At 64.6% G+C, this 20926-nt stretch carries 20 protein-coding genes; 8 read left to right on the forward strand and 12 right to left on the reverse strand.

The genetic code is table 11. The features are described 5' to 3' along the window. Positions 1-157 precede the first annotated feature (157 nt). The 6 genes from A9K66_RS12955 to A9K66_RS12980 all read right to left on the reverse strand — a co-directional run bounded on the left by A9K66_RS12955 (position 158) and on the right by A9K66_RS12980 (position 7010). Positions 158-940 (reverse strand): carnitinyl-CoA dehydratase, encoded by a 783-nt coding sequence (locus A9K66_RS12955; RefSeq protein ID WP_066996079.1) that lies wholly within the window; start codon positions 938-940, stop codon positions 158-160. Further along, a complete protein-coding gene (locus A9K66_RS12960) occupies positions 933-3011 on the reverse strand; it encodes an acetate--CoA ligase family protein (RefSeq protein ID WP_066996197.1) in 2079 nt (692 codons plus the stop codon). Before A9K66_RS12960 ends, A9K66_RS12955 begins: the two co-directional genes overlap by 8 nt. 64 nt (positions 3012-3075) lie before the next feature. Continuing rightward, positions 3076-4239 carry an acyl-CoA dehydrogenase gene (locus A9K66_RS12965; protein ID WP_067324060.1) on the reverse strand — a complete coding sequence of 388 codons (1164 nt, stop codon included), beginning with the start codon at positions 4237-4239 and terminating at the stop codon, positions 3076-3078. Positions 4240-4243: 4 nt separating this feature from the next. Continuing rightward, the gene (locus tag A9K66_RS12970) at positions 4244-5371 is read right to left on the reverse strand and encodes a carnitine 3-dehydrogenase (RefSeq protein ID WP_067324062.1); all 1128 of its coding nucleotides are present in this window, start codon (positions 5369-5371) and stop codon (positions 4244-4246) included. Between the two features lie 2 nt (positions 5372-5373). Next, positions 5374-5997 (reverse strand): HD domain-containing protein, encoded by a 624-nt coding sequence (locus tag A9K66_RS12975; protein WP_067324064.1) that lies wholly within the window; start codon positions 5995-5997, stop codon positions 5374-5376. A 95-nt stretch (positions 5998-6092) separates the two neighbouring features. After that, complete coding sequence (locus A9K66_RS12980) at positions 6093-7010, reverse strand: 3-keto-5-aminohexanoate cleavage protein (RefSeq protein ID WP_066996067.1); 918 nt, start codon at positions 7008-7010, stop codon at positions 6093-6095. A gap of 128 nt (positions 7011-7138) precedes the next feature. Here A9K66_RS12980 and A9K66_RS12985 point away from each other — a divergent pair, with 128 nt between their 5' ends. Then, entirely contained in the window at positions 7139-8119 is a 981-nt protein-coding gene (locus tag A9K66_RS12985; RefSeq protein WP_067324067.1) for a GlxA family transcriptional regulator, read from the forward strand. Here the strand turns inward: A9K66_RS12985 and A9K66_RS12990 are convergent. The 3 genes from A9K66_RS12990 to xylA all read right to left on the reverse strand — a co-directional run bounded on the left by A9K66_RS12990 (position 8100) and on the right by xylA (position 10662). Further along, positions 8100-8873 carry a TIGR01458 family HAD-type hydrolase gene (locus A9K66_RS12990; RefSeq protein WP_067324069.1) on the reverse strand — a complete coding sequence of 258 codons (774 nt, stop codon included), beginning with the start codon at positions 8871-8873 and terminating at the stop codon, positions 8100-8102. The two genes, A9K66_RS12985 and A9K66_RS12990, sit on opposite strands and share 20 nt — an antisense overlap. 74 nt (positions 8874-8947) lie before the next feature. Next, on the reverse strand, positions 8948-9151 hold the full coding sequence (locus tag A9K66_RS12995) for a hypothetical protein (RefSeq protein WP_066996194.1): 204 nt from the start codon (positions 9149-9151) through the stop codon (positions 8948-8950). A gap of 185 nt (positions 9152-9336) precedes the next feature. Further along, a complete protein-coding gene (xylA, locus tag A9K66_RS13000) occupies positions 9337-10662 on the reverse strand; it encodes a xylose isomerase (protein WP_067324071.1) in 1326 nt (441 codons plus the stop codon). A 111-nt stretch (positions 10663-10773) separates the two neighbouring features. On the opposite strand from xylA, the gene A9K66_RS13005 reads away from it, so the two are divergent. Beyond that, positions 10774-11142, forward strand: a complete 369-nt coding sequence (locus tag A9K66_RS13005) for a nuclear transport factor 2 family protein (RefSeq protein ID WP_067324695.1) — start codon at positions 10774-10776, stop codon at positions 11140-11142. Positions 11143-11341: 199 nt separating this feature from the next. Here the strand turns inward: A9K66_RS13005 and xylB are convergent, their stop codons facing one another. The 3 genes from xylB to A9K66_RS13020 all read right to left on the reverse strand — a co-directional run bounded on the left by xylB (position 11342) and on the right by A9K66_RS13020 (position 14954). Then, on the reverse strand, positions 11342-12811 hold the full coding sequence (gene xylB, locus A9K66_RS13010) for a xylulokinase (RefSeq protein WP_067324073.1): 1470 nt from the start codon (positions 12809-12811) through the stop codon (positions 11342-11344). An 82-nt stretch (positions 12812-12893) separates the two neighbouring features. Further along, complete coding sequence (locus A9K66_RS13015; RefSeq protein ID WP_067324075.1) at positions 12894-14219, reverse strand: tetratricopeptide repeat protein; 1326 nt, start codon at positions 14217-14219, stop codon at positions 12894-12896. Positions 14220-14330: 111 nt separating this feature from the next. Next, on the reverse strand, positions 14331-14954 hold the full coding sequence (locus A9K66_RS13020) for a LysE family translocator (RefSeq protein ID WP_067324077.1): 624 nt from the start codon (positions 14952-14954) through the stop codon (positions 14331-14333). A 231-nt stretch (positions 14955-15185) separates the two neighbouring features. On the opposite strand from A9K66_RS13020, the gene A9K66_RS13025 reads away from it, so the two are divergent. From A9K66_RS13025 to A9K66_RS13055, 6 genes are all read left to right on the forward strand, one after another. Beyond that, positions 15186-15953 carry a L,D-transpeptidase gene (locus tag A9K66_RS13025; RefSeq protein WP_067324079.1) on the forward strand — a complete coding sequence of 256 codons (768 nt, stop codon included), beginning with the start codon at positions 15186-15188 and terminating at the stop codon, positions 15951-15953. Positions 15954-16075: 122 nt separating this feature from the next. After that, the gene (locus A9K66_RS13030; protein WP_067324081.1) at positions 16076-17242 is read left to right on the forward strand and encodes a diphosphate--fructose-6-phosphate 1-phosphotransferase; all 1167 of its coding nucleotides are present in this window, start codon (positions 16076-16078) and stop codon (positions 17240-17242) included. Next, positions 17242-17988 carry an MBL fold metallo-hydrolase gene (locus tag A9K66_RS13035; protein WP_067324083.1) on the forward strand — a complete coding sequence of 249 codons (747 nt, stop codon included), beginning with the start codon at positions 17242-17244 and terminating at the stop codon, positions 17986-17988. The genes A9K66_RS13030 and A9K66_RS13035 overlap by 1 nt, the downstream gene beginning before the upstream one ends. 191 nt (positions 17989-18179) lie before the next feature. After that, positions 18180-19724 carry a DegQ family serine endoprotease gene (locus tag A9K66_RS13040; protein WP_067324085.1) on the forward strand — a complete coding sequence of 515 codons (1545 nt, stop codon included), beginning with the start codon at positions 18180-18182 and terminating at the stop codon, positions 19722-19724. A 609-nt stretch (positions 19725-20333) separates the two neighbouring features. Next, positions 20334-20540: a DUF680 domain-containing protein gene (locus tag A9K66_RS13050; protein WP_066996029.1), complete on the forward strand. Its 207-nt coding sequence runs from the start codon at positions 20334-20336 to the stop codon at positions 20538-20540. A gap of 146 nt (positions 20541-20686) precedes the next feature. Further along, a complete protein-coding gene (locus A9K66_RS13055) occupies positions 20687-20917 on the forward strand; it encodes a DUF680 domain-containing protein (RefSeq protein WP_067324089.1) in 231 nt (76 codons plus the stop codon). Positions 20918-20926 lie beyond the last annotated feature (9 nt).

The raw sequence follows: 20926 nt of genomic DNA on the forward strand, positions 1-20926 counted from the left end.
CTCCCCCGCAGGGGGAGAGATTGGCAGCTTGGGCGCCGGGGATCCACCTGCGACGCTGGCAATTGGCGAAAGCGACCGTGACATCCGATCTCCCCCCTTGCGGGGGAGATGCCCGGCAGGGCAGAGGGGGGTGTGACGGAACGCCATCGTCTGCGGCCTATCTACCCTTCCACACCGGATCGCGCTTCTCCGCAAAGGCGCGGAAGCCTTCCATATTGTCCTCCGAGCCGTAGAGGATATCGACCGTCGGCAGTTGCCTGCGCGTCACCTTGTTCATGGCCTCCTGGAAGGTCAGCGCCTCGGCCACGCGCGCCGTCTCCTTGATCGCGGCGAAGACCAGCGGCGGGCCGCTGGCCAAAAGCCGCGCGATTTCCCAGACGCGGTCCTCCAGCTTCTCCTTGGGCAGCACCTCGTTGACCAGGCCCCAGCGATGCGCTTCCGCCACATCCATCCAACGGCCGGTGAGTAGAAGGTCCATGGCGATATGGTAGGGAATGCGTTTCGGCAGCTTGATCGTCGCGGCGTCGGCCAGCGTGCCGGCGCGGATCTCGGGCAGCGCGAAGGAAGAATGGTCAGAGGCGTAGATCAGGTCGCAGGACAGCGCCAGCTCGAAGCCGCCGCCCACCGCCATGCCGTTGACGCAAGCTATCACCGGCTTGTTCAAGTCGCGCAGTTCCTGCAGCCCGGCAAAGCCGCCGACGCCGTAGTCGCCGTCGACCGCGTCGCCGGCCGCAGCCGCCTTCAGGTCCCAGCCGGCGCAGAAGAACTTGTCTCCGGCCGTCTTGACGATGGCGACGCGCAAGCCGGGATCGTCGCGGAACGCCTTGAAAGTCTCGCCCATCAGCCGTGAGGTCTTGAGGTCGATGGCATTGGCCTTGGGCCGGTCGAGCGTGACTTCCAGGATCGTGCCTTCGCGGCGAGTGGTGATGACGTCAGCCATTCTTCTTTTCTCCAAGCACCAGCAGTGCGTCGGCGATCCAGGCGCCCTTGCCTTCGGCGCAGACGATCAGCGGGTTGATGTCGAGCTCTTCGATTTCGCCTTCATTCTTCTGCACGAAGTCGGCAATGCCGGCGATGGCGTCGATGGCGGCCTGGACGTCGGCCTTGGGCCGGCCGCGATAGCCCTCCAGCAACGGATAGAGCTTCAGGCCACGCAGCGCCGCCTCGATGTCGTCGCGCGTCGCTGGCAGCATCAGGGTCACGCTGTCGCGCAGCAGCTCGACCAACACGCCGCCGGTGCCGAGCGTCATCACCGCGCCGAACATCGGATCGCGGGTGAAGCCGACGATCAGTTCGGCGACGCCGTCGCGCACCATGCGCTCGGCATAGAGCCCGGTGCCAAGCGGCAACAGGTCATGCGCGGCATTGCTGACGGATTCGGCGTCCTTGAGGTTCAGCCGCACGGCGCCGACCTCCGACTTGTGCGTCACGCCGAGCGTCTTCAGCGCCACCGGGAAACCAAGCGCCATGGACGCAATCACCGCCTCGACCGCGTTCGAGGCTCGCTCGCCCTTCGGCACCGGCAGCCCGGCCTCGATCAGACGCGCTTTGGCCTCGGCTTCGTCCGGCGTGACGTGGTCGCCGTCGGAAGCGCCCGCCGCCGTGGTGTCGACCGGCTGCGCCTGCGGCTCGCGCCAGGCCCAGCCGATGAAGGCGGCGGCCTGGGCGGCGTCCATCGCTTCCGAAATGCCGAACAAGGGCACCATGCCGCGCGCCATCAGCCCGGCGGTATATTCCTCCGGCAGGTTTTCCGGCAGCGAGGAGACGATCGCGCCCTGCGCCCTGTTGGTCTTCAGCGCCGCCTCGAAGGCACGCAGCGTCGCCCACCAGTCGGTGTCCGAGCAGCGGTCGGGGCGCGGGAAGTCGAGCACCAGCATGTTGAGGTCGAAGCCGCCCGACACCATGGCAGTGAAGGTGGCCGTCATCGCCGGCTCGTTGTTCCAGATGAAGGTGTGGTAGTCGAGCGGATTGGCGACCGCGACCAGCGGCCCGAGCGTCGATTTGACATGCGCGCGATGCTCGGCGCTTAGCGTCGGGAAATGCACCCAGCGTCCTTCCGCGCTGTCGGCCATCACGGAGGCTTCGCCGCCCGAGCAGCTCATCGACGACAGTCTGTAGCCGGGCAGCGGCCCGGTGATGTGCAAGAGCTTCAACGCCTCGATGAAGGCCGGTATGGAATCGACGCGCGCGATGCCCAGCCGCTTCAGGAACGCGCCCGAGGCGGCATCCGAACCGGCAAGCGACGCGGTATGGGAAACCGTCGCCTGCCGCGCCTGTTCCGAGCGGCCGACCTTCATGGCGATGATCGGCTTCTTCAGCTCGCGGGCTCTCGCCGCCAATCGCTCGAAGCCGGCCACGGAATCGAAGGCCTCGATATGCAGGCCAAGCGACGTGACGCGCTCGTCCTCGATCAGACCGAGCGCCATTTCGGAAAGGCCGGTCTGCGCCTGGTTGCCGGCCGTCATCAGGAACGCGATCGGCAGACCGCGCTTCTGCATCGTCATGTTGATGGCGATGTTGGACGATTGAGTGATGATGGCGACGCCCTTGCCGCCCTCGGCCAGTCTGATCCCGCCATGCTGATCGGGCCACAAAAGCGCGCCGTCGGCATAGTTGATCAGGCCATAGCAGTTCGGGCCGATGATCGGCATCTCACCCGCGGCGGCGACCAGCTCGGCCTGCAGCCGCTCGCCGTCCTCGTCATAGGCCTCGGTCTCGAGGAAGCCGGCGGCAAAGCAGACGGCGCCGCCGGCGCCGCGCTCGGCCAATGCCTTGACCACTTCGATGGTGAGATGCCGGTTGACCCCAACAAAGGCGGCGTCCGGCGCGCCGGGCAAGTCGGCGACGGAACGGTAGGCCTTGCGGCCTGCGACCTCGTCTTTAGTCGGGTGCACCGGCCAGATTTCGCCGGCAAAGCCCATCTTGATTGATTGCGCGACGACGGCGGCGGCCTGCGCCCCGCCGAACACGGCGATCGATTTCGGGCGCAGGAGACGTTCGAGTTTATGCATGGTCATCTTTTCATTTGAGCACGATCGTTGCCAAAACCGGATCCCGGTTTTGGCGGATCATGCTCTAAGCCCCGAACGGGCGCAGCAACGCCCGCGAAATAATATGTCGCTGAATCTCCGAAGTGCCTTCCCAGATGCGCTCGACGCGCGCGTCGCGCCAGATGCGCTCCAGCGGCAGATCGTCCATCAGCCCCATGCCGCCATGGATCTGGATCGCCTCGTCGGCGACGAAAGCCAGCATCTCGGTAGCCTTCAGCTTGGCCATCGCCATGTCCTGATCGGTGACGGTGCCCTGATCGTACTTCCAGCCGGCTTCGAACACCATCAGGTCAGCGGCCTTCAACTCCGTCGCCATATCGGCGAGCTTGAACGACACACCCTGGAACTTGCCGATCTGCTGGCCGAACTGCTGGCGCTGCGCGGCATATTCGATGGCATGCGAAAGCGCGCGCTCTGCGCGGCCGAGGCAGGTGGCGCCGACCTGCAGGCGCGTGGCGCCGAGCCATGAATTCGCCACCTCGAAGCCCTTGTGCACTTCGCCGAGCACCTGGGAAGCCGGCAGCCGGCAGTCGTCGAATTCGAGGATCGAGTTGGTGTAGCCGCGATGCGAGACGTTGCGGTAGCCGTCGCGCACCGTGAAACCCTTGGTGCCCTTGTCGACGAAGAAGGCGGTGATCTTCTTGCGCTTGCCGCGCGGCGAATCCTCTTCGCCCGAAGCCATGAATACGATGGCAAAGTCGGCGATGTCGGCGTGGCTGATGAAGTGCTTGGTGCCGTTGAGCACCCAGTCCGAGCCGTGCTGGACCGCGGTCGCCTTCATGCCGCGCAGGTCGGAGCCGGCGCCGGGCTCGGTCATCGCCAGGCAGTCCCACTTTTCGCCGCGGATGCAGGGGAAGAGATATTTTTCACGCTGCTCCGGCGTGCCGGCGAGCAGGATGTTGGACGGGCGCGCCACGCAGGTCCAGTGCAGCGCGTAATTGGCGCGGCCAAGCTCCTTCTCGTAGAGCAGCCAGCTCACCGTATCGAGGCCGGCGCCGCCGACATCGGCCGGCATGTTGGCGGCGTAGAGCCCGGCCGCGATCGCCTTCGCCTTCAATTCGTCGATCAGCTCGCGGCGCAGTTCGCCGGTGCGTTCCACCTCGCGCTCATGCGGGTAAAGCTCGTTCTCGACAAAGGCACGCGTCGTCTCGACGATCAGTTTTTGTTCTTCCGAAAGACCGAAATGCATCGCCTCAGCCCTTCTTCTTGCTTGTTTTCGCCTTGTCGGCCTTCGTGGGCTTCTCGGCCTTTGCGGGCTTCGCCATCTTCTTCGCCGGCTTGGCGGCTTTTGCTTTGTCGCCTGCCTTGGCGGCCGGCTTCGCCGCCAGCTTGGCCAACTGCCTGGTATAGTCCTTGTGAAGCGCGCCGGCGCCCCAGCCCTTGCCCTTGTTCTGCTTCGACAGCGCATCCATGATGGCGACCAGATTGTCGTCGCGGATCTTTTCAAGCTCGCGGATCGAGAGGCCGTTTGCCTGCTCGTCCGACTGCGTGGCGATCAGGTCGACCAGCTCGTCGTTGAACTCCGGCACGTCCATCAGCTTGGTCCACGGCCATTTCAGGCAAGGTCCGAACTGCGCCATGAAGTGGCGCATGCCGGCTTCGCCGCCGGCGACGCGGTAGACCTGGAACATGCCCATTTGAGCCCAGCGCAGGCCGAAGGAATAGCGCATGATATCGTCGAGTTCCTCGACGGTGCAGATGCCGTCCTTGACCAGCCACAGCGCCTCGCGCCACGCGGCCTCCAGGAGGCGATCGCCGACGAAGGCCTCGATTTCCTTGCGCACCACCACCGGCTTCATGCCGATCGAGGCGTAGATCTCCTTGGCGACCTCGATCGCCTCGGGAAAAGTCTGGTGGCCGCCGACGATCTCGACCAGCGGCAGAAGATAGACCGGGTTGAACGGGTGCCCGACGACCAGCCGCTCCGGGTGCTTCTTCATCGCCACCTGCATGTCAGTCGGCTTGATGCCAGAGGTCGAGGAGCCGATTATGGAGTTGGCCGGCGCATGGGCGTCGATCTCGGCCAGCACTTTGTGCTTGAGGTCGAGCCGCTCCGGCACGCTCTCCTGGATGAAGTCGGCATCCGCTACCGCCTCGCCGATCGTCTTGGCGAAGGTGAGCTTGCCTTCCTTGGGCAGGCCGCCGGGCAGCATCTGCTTGTAAGCGCGGCGTGCGCCCTTCATCACCTCGCCGACTTTGCGCGACGCCTCGGGATCGGGATCGAAGATCGAGACATCGATGCCGTTCAAGAGCAGGCGCGCCACCCAGCCGGCGCCGATGACGCCGCCGCCGATGGCGGCCGCCTTGTTGATGATGCTCATGGTCAGGCTCCGGTTCTGGTCTTGGCTGTTTCGGGATCGGAAAGCGGCACGCGCTCGCCGGCGCGGATCACGGCCGGGTCGTAAGCTTTGCGCGCGAAGACTTCGAGCACGAGGGGCCGGAAGAACTCGATCGGCAGCGTCTCGTAGTCGGGATCGAAGCTCGACTGGTCCCAGCGCTCGCAGAACCGGTCGCAATCGTCGAAATAGAGATGGCCGGCGAAGCGATCGTGGGCATGCTGGTTGCCGCCCAAATGATGCGCGTAATAGAGGCGCTGGAAGTCGCCGTGCTTTTCGACAACCCAGGTGCATTGCTCGCGCACGAACGGCTTCAGGATGGTGGCGGCATATTCGTCATGATTGTAGGGCGCGTATATGTCGCCGATGTCGTGCAGCAGCGCGGAGACGATCCAGTCAGTGTCGGCGCCGTCGCGCCAGGCGCGCGTCGCCGCCTGCAGCGAATGGCCGAGCCGGGTGATCTTATAGCCGGACAAACCTTCGTCCAGCTGCACCAGCGCGGAAAGCAGCCGATCCCCCGTCCTGGCGGCATAGTCGATCTCGTGGGCGGTCAGGAATTCATAGTCTTCCTTGTCGCCGTCCTTCATCGCGGTGAATTTGACGGTAGCCATCTCGACCTCCCGCTTTTCAATGTTGTTTGAGCATGATCTTTTCCGAACCGCAGGTCAGCGAAGCAAAAACCGGTTCCCACTTTTCGGGGTCATGCTCATGCCGCGATCGGAGCCCGCTTGGTGAGGTTAAGCTTCTTGCGCACTTCCTCCGGTCCGAGCACGCGCGCACCGAGATTGGAGACGATGCTCACCGCGCGCTCGACGAGCTGCGCATTGGTCGCCAGCACGCCCTTGTCCAGCCACAGATTGTCTTCCAGCCCGACACGGACATTGCCGCCGGCCAGCACCGCCGCCGCGACATAGGCCATTTGGTTGCGGCCGATCGAGAAGGCCGACCAGTTCCAGGTCGACGGCACGTTGTTGACCATCGCCATGAAGGTGTTGAGGTCGTCCGGCGCGCCCCAAGGCACACCCATGCACAGCTGCACCAGCGCATCCGGCTTCAGCACCTGTTCCTCGACCAGCTGCTTGGCGAACCACAGATGCCCGGTATCGAAAGCCTCGATCTCGGGCTTCACGCCGAGCGCCGTCATCATGCCGCCCATGGCGCGCAGCATGCCGGGCGTGTTGGTCATCACATAGTCGGCTTCGGCGAAGTTCATCGTGCCGCAATCAAGCGTGCAGATCTCCGGCAGGCACTGGCGCACATGCTCCATGCGGTTGGTGGCGCCGCCCATGTCGGTGCCCTTCTCGTTGAGCGGCAGCGGCGCTTCCGGCGAGCCGAACACCATGTCGCCGCCCATGCCGGCGGTGAGGTTCAGCACCACATCCACGTTCGCCTCGCGGATGCGCTCGGTGACCTCGCGGTAGAGATGGACGTCGCGCCTCGGCTTGCCGGTCTCGGGGTCGCGCACATGGCAATGGACGATCGCAGCACCCGCCTTGGCGGCCTCGATCGCCGAATCGGCGATCTGCTTGGGCGAGCGCGGCACGTTCGGGCTGCGGTCCTGCGTCCCGCCGGAACCGGTCACGGCACAGGTAATGAAAACCTCACGGTTCATCGCGAGCGGCATCGTCTTTCCTCCCAAATTCGATCAGCCATTGATGAAGCCGGAAACCGGCTTTGCTATGACGACCTGCGCCGAAGCTGGCCAAGCATGACCGACTTGCCGGAAACTGTTTTGCGTTTTACGAAGGCGCCATGACTAAAAGCGAAAAGCCGACGATCTTTCGCGCCGAGCGGGAAACCCTCAAGGTGACGTTTCTGGTGTTCTCGGGCTCGTCGATCATGTGCGTGGCCTCGGCGGTCGACCCGCTGCGCGCCGCCAACCGCATTTCCGGCGAGACTTTGTTCGACTTCAAGCTGGTCTCGCTCACCGGAGAGGCGCCGGTGACGACCTGCGGCTTGCCGGTCGCCGTCGGCGGCTGCTTCGATGCCGCCGAAGCGACCGACATGCTGGTCGTCGTCGCCGGCTTCGGCACGCAGAACTATGCGACGTCGGCGTTGCTTGCCGGGTTGCGCCGCGCGGCGCGTGCGGCCCGCGCCTGCGGCGGCGTCGAGGCCGGCACCTGGCTGGTGGCGCGCGCCGGCCTGCTCGAAGGCCGCAGCGCCACCACGCATTGGGAAGACATGGAGGATTTCTCCGCCGCCTTTCCGGGCGTCGATGTGCGCCCCGACCGCTATGTCATCGACGGGCCGGTCTTCACCTCGGGCGGTGCCTCGCCCACCTTCGACCTGATGCTGCATCTGGTCCGCACCCGGCTCGGCATGGCGGCCGCGCTCGATGTGGCGAGCGTCTTCATCTACGATCAGACGCGCGCGGCGACCGACGCCCAGCCGCTGGTCTCGCTCGGCCGGCTCGACGGCTACGATCCGCGCCTGGCGCAGGCGATCCGACTGATGGAAGCGCATGTCGATGAGCCGCTGACCATCGATGCCGTGGCCAAGCGCGCCGGCGTCACGGCGCGCACACTCGAGAGCATCTTCCGCAAGTCCATCGGCGAGACGCCGGGCGCCTACTATCTGCGGCTGCGGCTCGCCGCCGCCCGACGTCTGGTGGTCGACACGCGCATCGCCATGGCCGACATTGCCGGGCGTACGGGTTTTTCATCAGCCGCGGCGTTTTCCAGGGCGTTTTCCCGCGCGTTCGGCGAAGCGCCGGTCAGGCTGCGGCGCGGCTGAGGATCCAGTCCACCGCCGCGCTGAGGTCGTCGACCAGCGCCGTGGGCGCCGGGTCGAAGCGTGTCTCGTCACCGGGGCGATACTTGCCGGTGCGTACGAGCAGCGCCGCGCCGAGCCCGGCGCTGAGCGCGCCGGCGACATCGCTTTCCGCGTCGTCGCCGACCATCATCGCGTCGGTCTGCGGGCAATTCAAGCCGGCAAGCGCCGAGAGGAAGAAATCGGGCGACGGCTTGCCGAGCACGACAGGGCTTCGCCCGCAGGCGAATTCGAGCGCTGCCACGAAGGCGCCGGCGTCGAGGCTGAGCTGGCCGTCTGCGTCCTTGAAGGTGCGGTTGGTGGCCAAAGCGAGAAAATCGGCGCCGGCAACCAGTTCGCGGAACGCTCGGTTTAGGCCGGCATAGTCGAAGGCCTCGCCGGCGTCGCCGACGACGACAGCGCGGCTCTTGCCGCCCTCCGAACCGGTAAACTCGGGTTCGAGGTTGGGATGGACGAGCAGGTGAGGTTGGCGGCCATGCCTTCGCAGCCATTCGACTGCGGCGCGCGCCGGCGTCAGCAATTCTTCATCCCTGACTTCGACGCCCAGCGCGGCGAGCTGCGCGATGATTTTATGGCGCGGCGAACGTGTCGTGTTGCTGACGAAGCGGAGCGGCAGTCCGGCCTTGCGCAAACGCTCGACCGCAGCCACAGCGCCTGCGATCGAGGTGTCGCCATCATAGACGACACCCGCGAGATCGAGCAGCACCGCGCGTATCATCGGTGCAGGATGGAGAAACAGTCTCCGTTCGTCAAACTGCCGAAAATACGCCCTCGGACACAGGGGCCGAAGAATCAGGCGGCGTCGCGGCCTTCGCGCACAATGCGCGAGCGCATGCTCTTGGCCAGCGCCGTTTCCAACCGCGCGGCGACCGCGCGATCCCATTCATTTGCTTCGCCGGCGCCATCCTTCGGATGCGGCAGCGCCATCAGCCGATCGATGATCGAACCAGCCTCGCCGGAAGAGAGCAGGGCGTCGATTTCGCGTTCGTGCTGCATACGTTTCGCCTCCTTCTTTCCTTCCCGCCGGATGTCGACAATATACGCGATTCGTGACGGCTGTTTGAAGGCAAGAGCGCGGCGATTGAGAGGCAGCGCGGGGCAAAACCTTGTCGTGTAGGTTCACCCCGCATGGAATGCAATTTCAGCTCTGCGGCGCTCGATTCGGGCGCCGCAGGAAAGCCTCAGACGTAGCGGTTGACGATGTTTTCAAGGAGCTCCTGCCGGCCGGAGCGCGGCTGCGGCTCGATGTTCTCCGTCACCACGCGTTCGGCGATCTCCTCCAGCGTACGCTTGCCGGAAAGCATCGCCTTGCCTTCGGCCGTGTTCCAGCCGGCATAGCGTTCGTTAAGCGGACCCGACAGCGCCTTGTCTTCGATCATCCTGGCCGCCGCCTTGAGCCCGCGCGCGCAGGCGTCCATGCCGCCGATATGGCCGATCAGCAGATCCTCCGGGTCGAGCGACTGGCGGCGCAGCTTGGCGTCGAAATTGGTGCCGCCGGTCTTGAAGCCGCCGCCCTGCAGGATCTGGTAATAGGCCAAAGCCATCTCCGGCACATTGTTGGGGAACTGGTCGGTGTCCCAGCCGGACTGATAGTCGTTGCGGTTCATGTCGATCGAACCGAAGATGCCGAGCGCGTTGGCCAAGGCCAGCTCATGCTCGAAGGAGTGGCCGGCAAGGATCGCATGGCCCTGCTCGATGTTGACCTTCACCTCCTTCTCCAGCCCGAACCGCTTCAGGAAGCCGTAGACGGTGGCGACATCGTAGTCGTATTGGTGCTTGGTCGGCTCCTGCGGTTTCGGCTCGATCAGGATCGTGCCCTCGAAACCTATTTTGTATTTGTAATCCACGACGAGGTTGAGGAAGCGGCCGGCCTGCTCTTGCTCTCGCGCGAGGTCGGTGTTGAGCAGCGTCTCATAGCCTTCGCGCCCGCCCCACAGCACATAGTTCTCGCCCTTCAGCTTCTTGGTCACGTCGATGCATTTCTTCACCGTCGCCGCCGCATAGGCGAACACGTCCGGATCGGGATTGGTGGCGGCGCCCGCCATGAAGCGCCGATGCGAGAAAAGATTCGCCGTGCCCCAGAGCAGCTTGACGCCGGTCTGGTTCATCTTGGCCGAAAAATAATCGGCGATCTCGTCGAGGCGCGCCGCGCTTTCGGAGAAATCCTTGCCTTCCGGGCGAACGTCGGCGTCGTGGAAGCAGAAATAGGGGACGCCGAGCAGCGAGAACAGCTCGAAGGCGACGTCGGCCTTCAGTTTCGCCAGTTCCATCGTGTCGATGCCCCCGGGCCTGGCGAACCAGGGGCGGTCGAAGGTTTGGCCGCCGAACGGGTCGCCGCCCTGCCAGGCGAAGGAATGCCAATAGGCGACGGCGAAGCGCAGATGGTCCTCCAGCCGCTTGCCACCCACCACTTCGTCCGGGTTGTAATATCGGTAGGCCAGTGGATTGGTCGAATCCGGCCCTTCATACTTGATGGTCTTGATATTGCCGAAAAATCCGCTGCTCATGGTTTCCTTCCTCTCCAACTGCTTTCGCCGATTACCTCAGGCGTAATTGGTTTGGCGCTTCCGTGGGTCCAAAAGGGTCATGTCGAAACGATCCAATGAAGGATGAAGACCATGACCGACCTCAACACAATCGCCCGCAACTACATCACCGCCTGGAACGAGAGCGATGCGGCGCGCCGCAAGGCCCTGCTCGAGGCCGTCTTCACCAGCGACGTCAGCTATCGCGACCCGATCATGCAAGGCGACGGCCACGACGGCCTCGCCGCGCTGATCGACGGCGTGCAGCAGCAATTCGCCGGCTTCCGCTTCTCCCTGAAGGGTGAGCCGGACGGTTTTGCCGACCGCATCCGCTTTTCGTGGAATCTGGGCCCCGAAGGCGCAGAATCCGTCATCGAAGGCACCGATATTTGCGTCGTCGAGAACGGCCGCCTGAAGAGCGTCACCGGCTTCCTCGACAAGGTGCCGGCGCAGCGAGGCTAACCGGGTAAGGGAGGCGCGAGGCACCCTCCTGTGGCCTGCCGGCCATCTCCCCCGCAAGGAGGGAGATTGACTGTCATGCGGACCTTCGCCAGTCGCCAGCATTGAAAGAAGCGCAGCGGCGCCGAAGCTGCTGATCTCCCCCCTTGAGGGGGAGATGCCCGGCAGGGCAGAGGGGGGTGCCTCGCGCCAACTCATGCGACTAGCTCGCGCCCGCTCGCGCGGTTGCGCTCCTGATCGCCGGATAGAGCGCACGATAGCGTTGATAAGCATCTGCATACGCCCCACCAAGCCCGGCATCCGGTTCGATCGTCGCATCGGTCGCCGGCGCGGTGCAAACGGCAAGCGGATCGGCGCCGGTCGCGGCGATCAGCCCGAGACGCGCCGCGCCGAAGGCGGCGCCGAAATCGCCGTCGGCCGGGATGTCGACCGGCAGCTGCAACGCGGTGGCGATCGCCTTCAGCCAGTAGCGCGAGCGAGAGCCGCCGCCGATCGCCGTCACCCTGGTCAGGGTCGTGCCCGCCGTTTCCAGCGCCTCGAGGCTGTCGCGGAAGGCAAACGCCACGCCTTCGAGCACGGCCTGGGTCAGCACGGCGCGGCTCGATTGATGCGCGAGGCCGGTGAAGGAACCACGAATGGCCGCATCATTATGCGGCGTGCGCTCGCCGGAGAGATAAGGCAGGAAAGCGATGCCTGTCGGCGCCTTGAGCTTGTCGCCGAGCTCGCCGGTCAGGTCGCCGGCGCCTTTGCCGGTGATCTTCGACAGCCAGTTGAGCGAATCGGTGGCCGACAGGATGACCCCCATCTGGTGCCAGGTGTTGGGCAGCGCGTGGCAGAAGGTGTGCACCGCGCTTTCCGGATTGGGCAGATAGGAGGCGTTGGCGGCAAACAGCACCCCCGACGTGCCGAGCGACACGAAGGCGTGGCCGGCGCCCACGGTGCCCATGCCGCAGGCCGAGGCCGCATTGTCGCCGGCGCCGCCGGCGACCGGAATGCCTGAAGCAATACCCCATTTCGAGGCAAGCTCGCCGCGCAAGCCGCCGGCCTTCGCCGTGCCTTCGACCAGCGACGGCATATGCTTCTCGTCGAGCGTTGTCGCGGCGAGCAGTTCGGAGGACCACTGCCGCTTGCCGACGTCGAGCCAGGATGTGCCCGCCGAATCCGACATCTCCGAAATATGCTCGCCGGTCAGCCAGAGCCGCAGATAGTCCTTGGGCAGGAGCACCTTGGCGACAGCGGCAAAAACACTGGGCTCGTTGTCCTTCACCCACACCAGCTTCGGCGCCGTGAAGCCCGGGAAGACGATGTTGCCGGTGAGCTTGCGGAAACGCGGGTCGGCGTCGAGCGCCGCTGCCTCGACATGGCTGCGGGTGTCGTTCCAAAGGATGCAGGGACGCAGCACCTTGTCCGAGGCGTCGAGCAGGGTCGCGCCATGCATCTGGCCGGAGAGGCCGATACCCTTGACCGCTGCAAGCTCCTTGGGATGGGAAGTCTTGAGCTCGGCAATCGCTGTCTGGCAGGCTTCGATCCAGTGCGCCGGATTCTGTTCGGACCAGCCGGCATGCGGCCGCGAGACGTCCAGCGAGCCGTGGCCGGACCCGACGACCGTCTGGCGATCATCGATCAGGAGCGCCTTGACGCCCGAGGTGCCCAGGTCGAGGCCGAGATACATGATTTCCTCCCGATGCCATTAATTTTTTCGGGTCTCGAAAAAATCTGGCTTGGCCAGTTCTTAAGCCAAGATCCGCCTCCGGTCAATTCTCTGACAAATCGGCCGCGCGGCGCGAGAACAGCGCCGACAGCGGGCTGTCCGGCCGCGCCAGCTGACGCTCGGCGGTCAGCGCCCGCGCCAGCGCGCTGTCACCGGCACGCAGCGCCGCCTCGATCAGCATCAGGTCGATCACGTCGCGTTGTGCATGGCTGCCACCGAAGCGGTGCGCGATCCAGCGGATTGGCCGGATCAGGCGCACCACTTCTCCGTAGTTGCCCTCGCCGAATGCTTTGATCGCCAAGGTTAGAGGGTGGCCGACGTCGCGCGTGAATGCGGCGTTATCGTCATCGCCGCGCATTGCTTCGCGCTGCGCTTCGAGCAGGGTCTGGGCCGGCGCGTGCAGCCCGGCGCCGACAAAGGCCATCATCGCATGCGCATCGTTGAAGGCGTAATTGCCGGCGGCCGCCTTTGGCGCCCAGTTCGCCGCAAGCGCCGCCCAGCGGTCGCCGACATCGACGCCGTGGAGATAAAGTCGCCACAGGATCGCCGAGGCGTCGACCATGTTGAGCGCCAGCGTCGAGCGGTCGCCGTAGATCGGCCCGTCATAGAGCTGGAGCACCTCGTTTGTCTCGCCGAGATCGTAGTGGAACAGCGCCAGATGCCACCAATTATGGATCTTGAGGAAGCTGTCCTTCGTCCACGCCTCCGGATTGGCGCGCATCCAGGCGATGCCCTCCCTTTGCCGGCTTTGCATTTCCATGACATGCGCGACCGCGTGCTGCGCCCAGCCGTCGCGCGGCTCGATCTCGATGGCCTGCCGGCCGAAGGCTTCGGCGCGCGCATAGTCGCCCATTTCCTCCAGCCCGAAAGCCTGCATGCCGAGAACGGCATGGTAGCCCGGCATGTCCTTCTCCCAAGCCGGCAACGCCCGACCGATGCGGTCGCGCAGCATGCGCGCATTGCCGATGAAGAAGTCGATCTGGTGGCCAACCTGCAGCGCCACCGCATCGAGCGGGTTGTCGATGGCGACGTCCTCGAGGATGCGGGCGGCGTCATGCCAGCGGCCGCTGGCAAGATGGCCGAGCGCCGCGACATGCGCGCGCTCGCGCGCGGTGCCGGCGAGCGGCAGCGCCGCCGCATGGCAGGTTTGCGCAATCGCCATCGCCTCCCGCTCGGTGGCGAGGCCGAACAGATAACCCTTGAACACATGCGCCATCACGAAGCTGGGCTCATCGGCGATCGCGCTATCGATGGAGCCGACCGGGTCGCCGATGAAGCACTGCAGCTCACGGACGGCTCTGGCGTAGGACGAAAGCCCGGCTTCGGTCGCGCCCGAGTGCGTCAGGCCGAATGCGTCCTTCAGCGCCATAGCCGCGTCCTTTGATGCCTATTCGTCCGGTCGGACCGATGCAATCCTAGAACATCGACCGTCGGACCGCCAACCGGCGAGGGCTTCGACTGTGTCGAACCGGACTTCTCCTCAATTCCCCGAACGCATCGCCACCGTGGCGATGCCGGCGCCGACAAGCAATGTCCCGCCGGTGCGGTTGAAGATACGGATCGCCCTTGGGTTGCGCACGATGGCGCGCGCTCGCGAAGCAATCAGCGCATAGCCGAAGGCATTGCTGAATGCGAGCGCCAGGAAGGTCGCTTCGAAGATCAGCATCTGCGTCCAGAAATCGGCATGCCGGTCGAGAAACTGCGGCAGGAAGGCGACGAAGAACGTGATGCTCTTCGGGTTGAGCGCCGTGACCAGCCAGGCATGCGCCATCATCCTTGCCGCCGACAGGGCGTCGGTGCGCGGTTCGGCCTTCAGCGCGCCGCCGGCGCGGAACAGTTTTATGCCGAGATAGATGAGGTAGCCGGCGCCGATCACCTTGAGCACGGTGAACACAGTGGCCGAAGCCGCAAGCAACGCGCCGATGCCGAGCATCGAAAGCGTCATGGCGGTGAAATCGCCGAGCGCGACGCCGACTGCCATCGGCAGCGCCGTACGCCAGCCCTGGCCGAGCGCATAGGAGACGACCAAGAGGATCGTCGGGCCCGGGATGACGAGGAGGATGGCGGAGGCAGCGGCAAAGGCAGCCCAGTTTTCGAAGGACATTTTCCCTACTCCTTGAGCGCAAAGAACAGGATAAATCCTGGGGTATGCGAGATTGTAAAGAGGCGTTGGAGAAAATCTTCGGCGCCGGCCTGCCCTGTCGCCTGGCCCGGATAACGCCCTGTCAGGGTTAAGTGCGGGCAAAGTTCTTTCACCCTTTTTCAACCATGACTGACGAAAATTGCAGCCATTCGGCCGGACCGTGCTTCCCGCCGACAGCGTAGGGTTTGGTGTATGCGCGAATTGCCGCAAAGTCTGACGCCGCCTTCGAGCGGCGAAACCGTCGAAACCGAAGTTCCGCTTTCCCGCCGCGCCATGCTTTCAGGCATGGGCGCCATGGCGCTGCTCGGCATGGCCGGCTGCAGCACCACCGACACGCTCGACCTGCCGCAATTGCAGATCGACGACACCACCACCGGATCGGTGCCGATCCGACCGGCGATCAGCGTCGACAAGAACATCACCGGTCCCGACGTGATGTATGCTGCCTTGACCGACAACGGCTTCCAGGTCCCGGCGGTGCCCTACCAGAAGGTCAAGCCAGAGTTCCGTCGCCAGATCGTCGTCGACAAGACCGGCGAAGCGCCCGGCACCATCGTCGTGCTTTTGCAGGAGCGCATGCTTTATCTCGTCCAGCCCGGCGGCGACGCCATCCGCTACGGCGTCGGCATCGGTAAGGACGGCTTCCGCTGGTCGGGCCGCGCCAACATCCAGTACGGCAAGGAATGGCCGGTCTGGACGCCGCCGCCGGAGATGGTCAAGCGCAAGCCGGAACTGGTGAAATGGCAGGGCGGCCAGCCCGGCGGCCTGACCAATCCGCTGGGCGCCCGCGCGCTTTACATCTACCAGAACGGCAAGGACACCGGTTACCGCATCCACGGCTCGCCCGAATGGTGGACCATCGGCCAAGCGATGTCGTCGGGCTGCGTGCGGCTGATCAACCAAGACATCATCGACCTCTACAACAGGGTATCGAAGAAGAACCCAGTCGTCGTCGTCTGATTTTTTCGGCGGTCAGCACGGTCGCTATTTTTTCGGGATCATGCGCCTCCTTTCTCCCGTTGCGTGATGCCGCAAGACAGGCGAAGGTGCTCTGAAAAGCTTCGCCTCGGGAGAGAACGATCATGGCCGGAACCTTTGTCATCGCGCAGGGCGGCGGCCCGACCGCCGTCATCAATCAGACGGTCGTCGGCGCCACGCTGGAGATCCGCAAGCGGCATCCCGGCGCCAAGGTGCTCGGCTCGATCCATGGCGTGCGCGGCATCCGCGACGGCAACTATGTCGACCTCTCAGCCATCCCCGAAGATCGGCTGCGGCTGATCGCCGGCACCCCGAGCGCCGCCCTTGGCTCGACCCGCGACAAGCCAGACGCGGCGTATTGCGAGGTCATCCTCAACGGCCTCAAGAAGGCCGGCGCCGATGCCTTCATCTATATCGGCGGCAACGACACTTCGGGCACCCAGCAGATCCTGACCGACGCCGCCGGCGGCGCAATGGCCTTCGTGCATGCGCCGAAAACCATCGACAACGATCTCGAGGAGAACGACCATACGCCGGGCTTCATCTCGGCGGCCGAATTCGTCGCCGGCGCTTTCCTGTCGGTCGATTTGGATTTCCGCGCGTTGCCCGGCATTTATGTCGGCATCGTCATGGGCCGGCACGCCGGCTTCCTGACTGCCGCGGCCGCCGCCTGGCAGCTTGATCCGGATAGCGGTCCGCATCTGGTCTATGTACCGGAGCGCGCCTTCTCCGCCGAGCGTTTCATCGATGATGTCCGCAAGACGCTCGACCGCCACAAGCGCTGCATCGTCGCCGTCTCGGAAGGCGTCAGCACCGCCGACGGCAAGGCGTTGGTCGAGAGCCTGGTGCCGCCGGAAAAGCTCGAGCGCGACCAGCACGGCAACGTCAAATTGTCGGGCAGCGATCTGCCGGCGGCGCTCGAACGCGCTTTGGCGGAAGGCCTGCCGGGCAAGCGGGCGCGCGTCGATGCCCTGGGCTATATGCCGCGCGGCTATGTCGGGGCGATCAGCCCCGTGGACGCCAAGGAAGCCTTCGAAGCCGGCGCGTTCGCGGTCGCCGTTGCCGAGGAGGGTGGCGGCTCGGTGGCGCTGCAATATGACGGCACCAAGACCGTGCTGAAGAAGGTGCCGCTCGAGGCGGTGGCCGGCAAGACCCGCCACATGCCGGACAATTTCATGAAGCCGGACGTCAACCAGTTGTCCGAGGCCGGCATGGCCTATCTGAAACGGCTGGTGCCGGAAAAATACAAGGTCGGAAAGCCGTTCGTCTGATGGGCGACCTTGTGGTGGGCGACTGGTTCGGCAAATCCGTTGTCGATGCCAGAACGACGATGCTGACCGAGCCATTCGTGCACGATTTCGTGCGCGCCAATATTTGGCATTTCAAGGGCCGGGACGCCGACCTGCTGGTCGACACCGGCATGGGCATCTGCCCGCTGGCGCCCGAGATCGACACCCCGGCCGGCAAGCCGCTGATCGTCGTCGCCACCCACATCCATCTCGACCATGTCGGCTCGCTGCACGAATTCCCGCTCAGGATGGGGCCGAAGGTCAGCGCGGGGGAGTTCGATGGCATGGATGATGCCGTCACCTACGCCAACATGTTCCACAATCTCGACGATGCGGTATCCAAATTGCCGGCGCCCGGCTGGAAGGCGGCTGACTATCGCATCCCTTCCGCACCGTTGACGCGAATGCTCGACGAGGGCGACATCGTCGACCTCGGCGACCGGAAATTCCGCGTGCTGCATCTGCCCGGACATTCGCCGGATTCGATCGCGCTGTTCAATGAGGCCGACGGCCTGTTCTTCGCCGGCGACGCCATCTATGACGGCATGCTGATCGACGACCTGCCGGATTCGGACCGCGCCGCCTATTGCCGCACCATGCAGCGGCTGCTCGAACTGCCGATACGTATCGGCCATGGCGGCCATGGCCCGAGTTTCGGCCGCGCGAGGATGGGAGAGATCGCGTCTTCCTACCTACGCCGCCGAGAGCGCTTCGTGAGCGCTGTCTGAATTAAATCTTTGTAAGGTCGCGCCAAAACCCTAATTCGGACCATTCCACGCCCTAAATGCGTGGCTGTCGATCCGGCCGGCTGCCATGCATGGCGAGACGGGCAATCCCGGCCGTCGACACGCCGACGGGCGCGTCCTTGGAGAGAGCCGTCCGCGGCGCCGGATCAACTCTCGCCCGGACAGAAACGACCATGTCACCATTTAGCATTCTTCGCAGACATCGCGTCGCGGCCCTGCTGGGCGCTGCGCTGATCATCTCCCCCGTCGTTGTTTCCTTTGCGCAAAATCCCGGCAATGCCGGCCTGAGCAACGTGGTCGCGACGACACAGACGCCGGTCGCCGGCATTACCGCCCCGAACGGCTCGTTCGCGCCGGTTGTCGCCACCACCAAGCCGGCAGTCGTGACCGTGATGACCGTGATGAAAGCCCAGCCCGGCGCGACGGATGACGGCTCGCCTTTCGACGGCAATTCGCCCTTCGACCAGTATTTCCAGCAGTTCTTCGGCGACCAGGGCATCCCGATGCCCAAGACGCCGCCGCAGCAGGCGCCGCGGCAGGAGGCTTTGGGCTCCGGCTTCATCGTCGGGTCCGATGGCACCATCGTCACCAACAACCATGTCATCGACGGCGCGACCTCGATCAAGGTGACGCTCGACGACGGCACCGAGCTTCCCGCCAAGCTCGTCGGCCACGACGCAAAGAACGATCTGGCGGTGCTCAAGGTCAAGGCGAGCAAGCCGCTGCCGACCGTCAAATGGGGCGATTCCGACAAGCTGATGACCGGCGACCAGGTGCTGGCGATCGGCAATCCGTTCGGCATCGGCACCACGGTCACCGCCGGCATCGTCTCGGCGCGCGGCCGCGACCTGCACAGCGGGCCGTTCGACGATTTCATCCAGATCGACGCGCCGATCAACCACGGCAATTCCGGCGGCCCGCTTGTCGACGTGAAGGGCAATGTGGTCGGCATCAACACGGCGATCTATTCGCCCAATGGCGGCAGCGTCGGCGTCGGCTTCGCCATTCCTTCGGACCAGGCACAAAAAGTGGTCGACAAGCTTATGAAGGGCGGTGACATCGAATACGGCTATCTTGGCGTGCAGATCCAGCCGGTCACGCAGGACGTCGCCAGCGCCATCGGCCTCGACCATCCGGGCGGCGCGCTGGTCGCGGCGGTCACCGACGGTTCGCCGGCGGCCAAGGCCGGCATCGAGACCGGCGACGTCATCACCGGCTTCGCCGGCCAGGAGATCAAGGATCCCAAGGATCTGTCGCGCGCCGTCGCCGACGTCTCCCCCGGCAGCAAGGAAACGCTGAGTGTCTGGCGCAACGGCAAGGCGATGCAGATCTCGGCCGATGTCGGCCGCAATGCCGAAGACCAGAAGACTGCCTCGAATGACGAAGGCGGCAAGCCATCTGCCGAACAGGGCCTGCGCGTGCCCTCGCTCGGCCTTGGCCTTACGGACCTCACGCCGGACATCCGGGAGCAGCTCAACCTGGCCGACAACCAGCGCGGCGCCGTGGTCGAGCGCGTCAACCCGGACAAGGCGGCCTCCGCGGCCGGCATTGAACCCGGCGATGTCATCGTCGCCGTCGACCGCACGCCGGTGAAAAACGCAAGGCAAGCGAACCAGGCGATCGCCGAGGCCGGCAAGTCCGGCAGGAAGTCGGTGCTGCTGCTGGTCGATCGCGGCGACGCGCAGATATTCGTCGCCGTGCCTTTCGCCGCCGGCTGAGAAAACTTCCAAGGAGCCTGCCGGCCTCTTCGGCAGGCTCCGCCGACAAGATTTCGGTTGCCCGCAAACGAGGTCGACTTCCGCGACGACGATCGTCTCGACGGCTTCGATCTGGTGCTGACGCTGACGCGCGAGCAGGCTCGGCGCCCGGCCGGCGCGATCCTTCCAGATCGGAGAGAAGGACGCTCAGACGAGGCTGCGCCCAGAGTTGCCGACGCCTTTGACCCGTGGGCGGCAACGCTCCCGAATCAAGCCGGTAGGTCCAAAATGGTTAAGCGGTATCGGAAAGTGACTATTAGGAGATTCTAAAATCGAACCGAACAGTTCGTTTCTGTTGACGGTGCGTGCAGGCGGGGTGAACATCGGCGCGCGTATACACTTGGTGAGCCAAATGGATAAATGCGATAACCAGCTGATTCAACAGTGTAAAAACCGATCGCGGCGGGCGATTGGTACAATTTCAAGATGGGGATTCATGGGCCAGCCGAAACAACTTCGTGATTGGAATCCGGCAGCCGGCTCACCCACATCGGGGCTGTCCGAACGACGCGATTTTCACTCCCAAGACACGCCGCTAGACGGACGAAAAAACATACTGGAGTACCAAAAATGAAAAAGATTGTTCTCACTGCCGCCGCCCTTCTGGCCATTTCCGGCAGCGCCTTCGCTGGTAGCGACAACTACGGTTCCAACGCCGCCAATCAGCCGGCCGCCGCGGTCGACACTTCTCGCACGGCCTCGACCCACAGGTCGGAAGCGGCCGCTCAGAAGCCCGTCACCCAGGGCGCGGACCACAACCTCTTCGGCAACAACTAAACTGCCGAACCTAGCAATGATCCATGAGGGGCCATGGCTGACAGGAGACAGACGCTGGGTTCACCCGCCGCGTCCCAAGGCATGTCGCCCAAAAGTGTACCCCAGTTTTGGAAACGACATCAGGTTAAGAATTCAGGAGTATTGAAATGAAGAAGATCGTTCTTGCCGCAACGGCCGTTCTGGCCCTCTCCGGCGCAGCTTTCGCAGGCAGCGACAATTACGGCTCGGCTGGCGCCAGCCAGCAGGCCCCTGCCGTCGACACGATCCGCACTTCGTCGGTGGGCACCGACTCGCCGGTCTATAAGCTGCTGAACTCGTCGAATGACGTGCACAAGTCGGCCCCGCAGGGCAGCGACCGCAATCTGTTCGGCCGCTAACAGCCGCAA

This window comes from Mesorhizobium sp. AA23 (genome assembly GCF_001672435.1).
Taxonomy (GTDB): Bacteria; Pseudomonadota; Alphaproteobacteria; order Rhizobiales; family Rhizobiaceae; genus Mesorhizobium.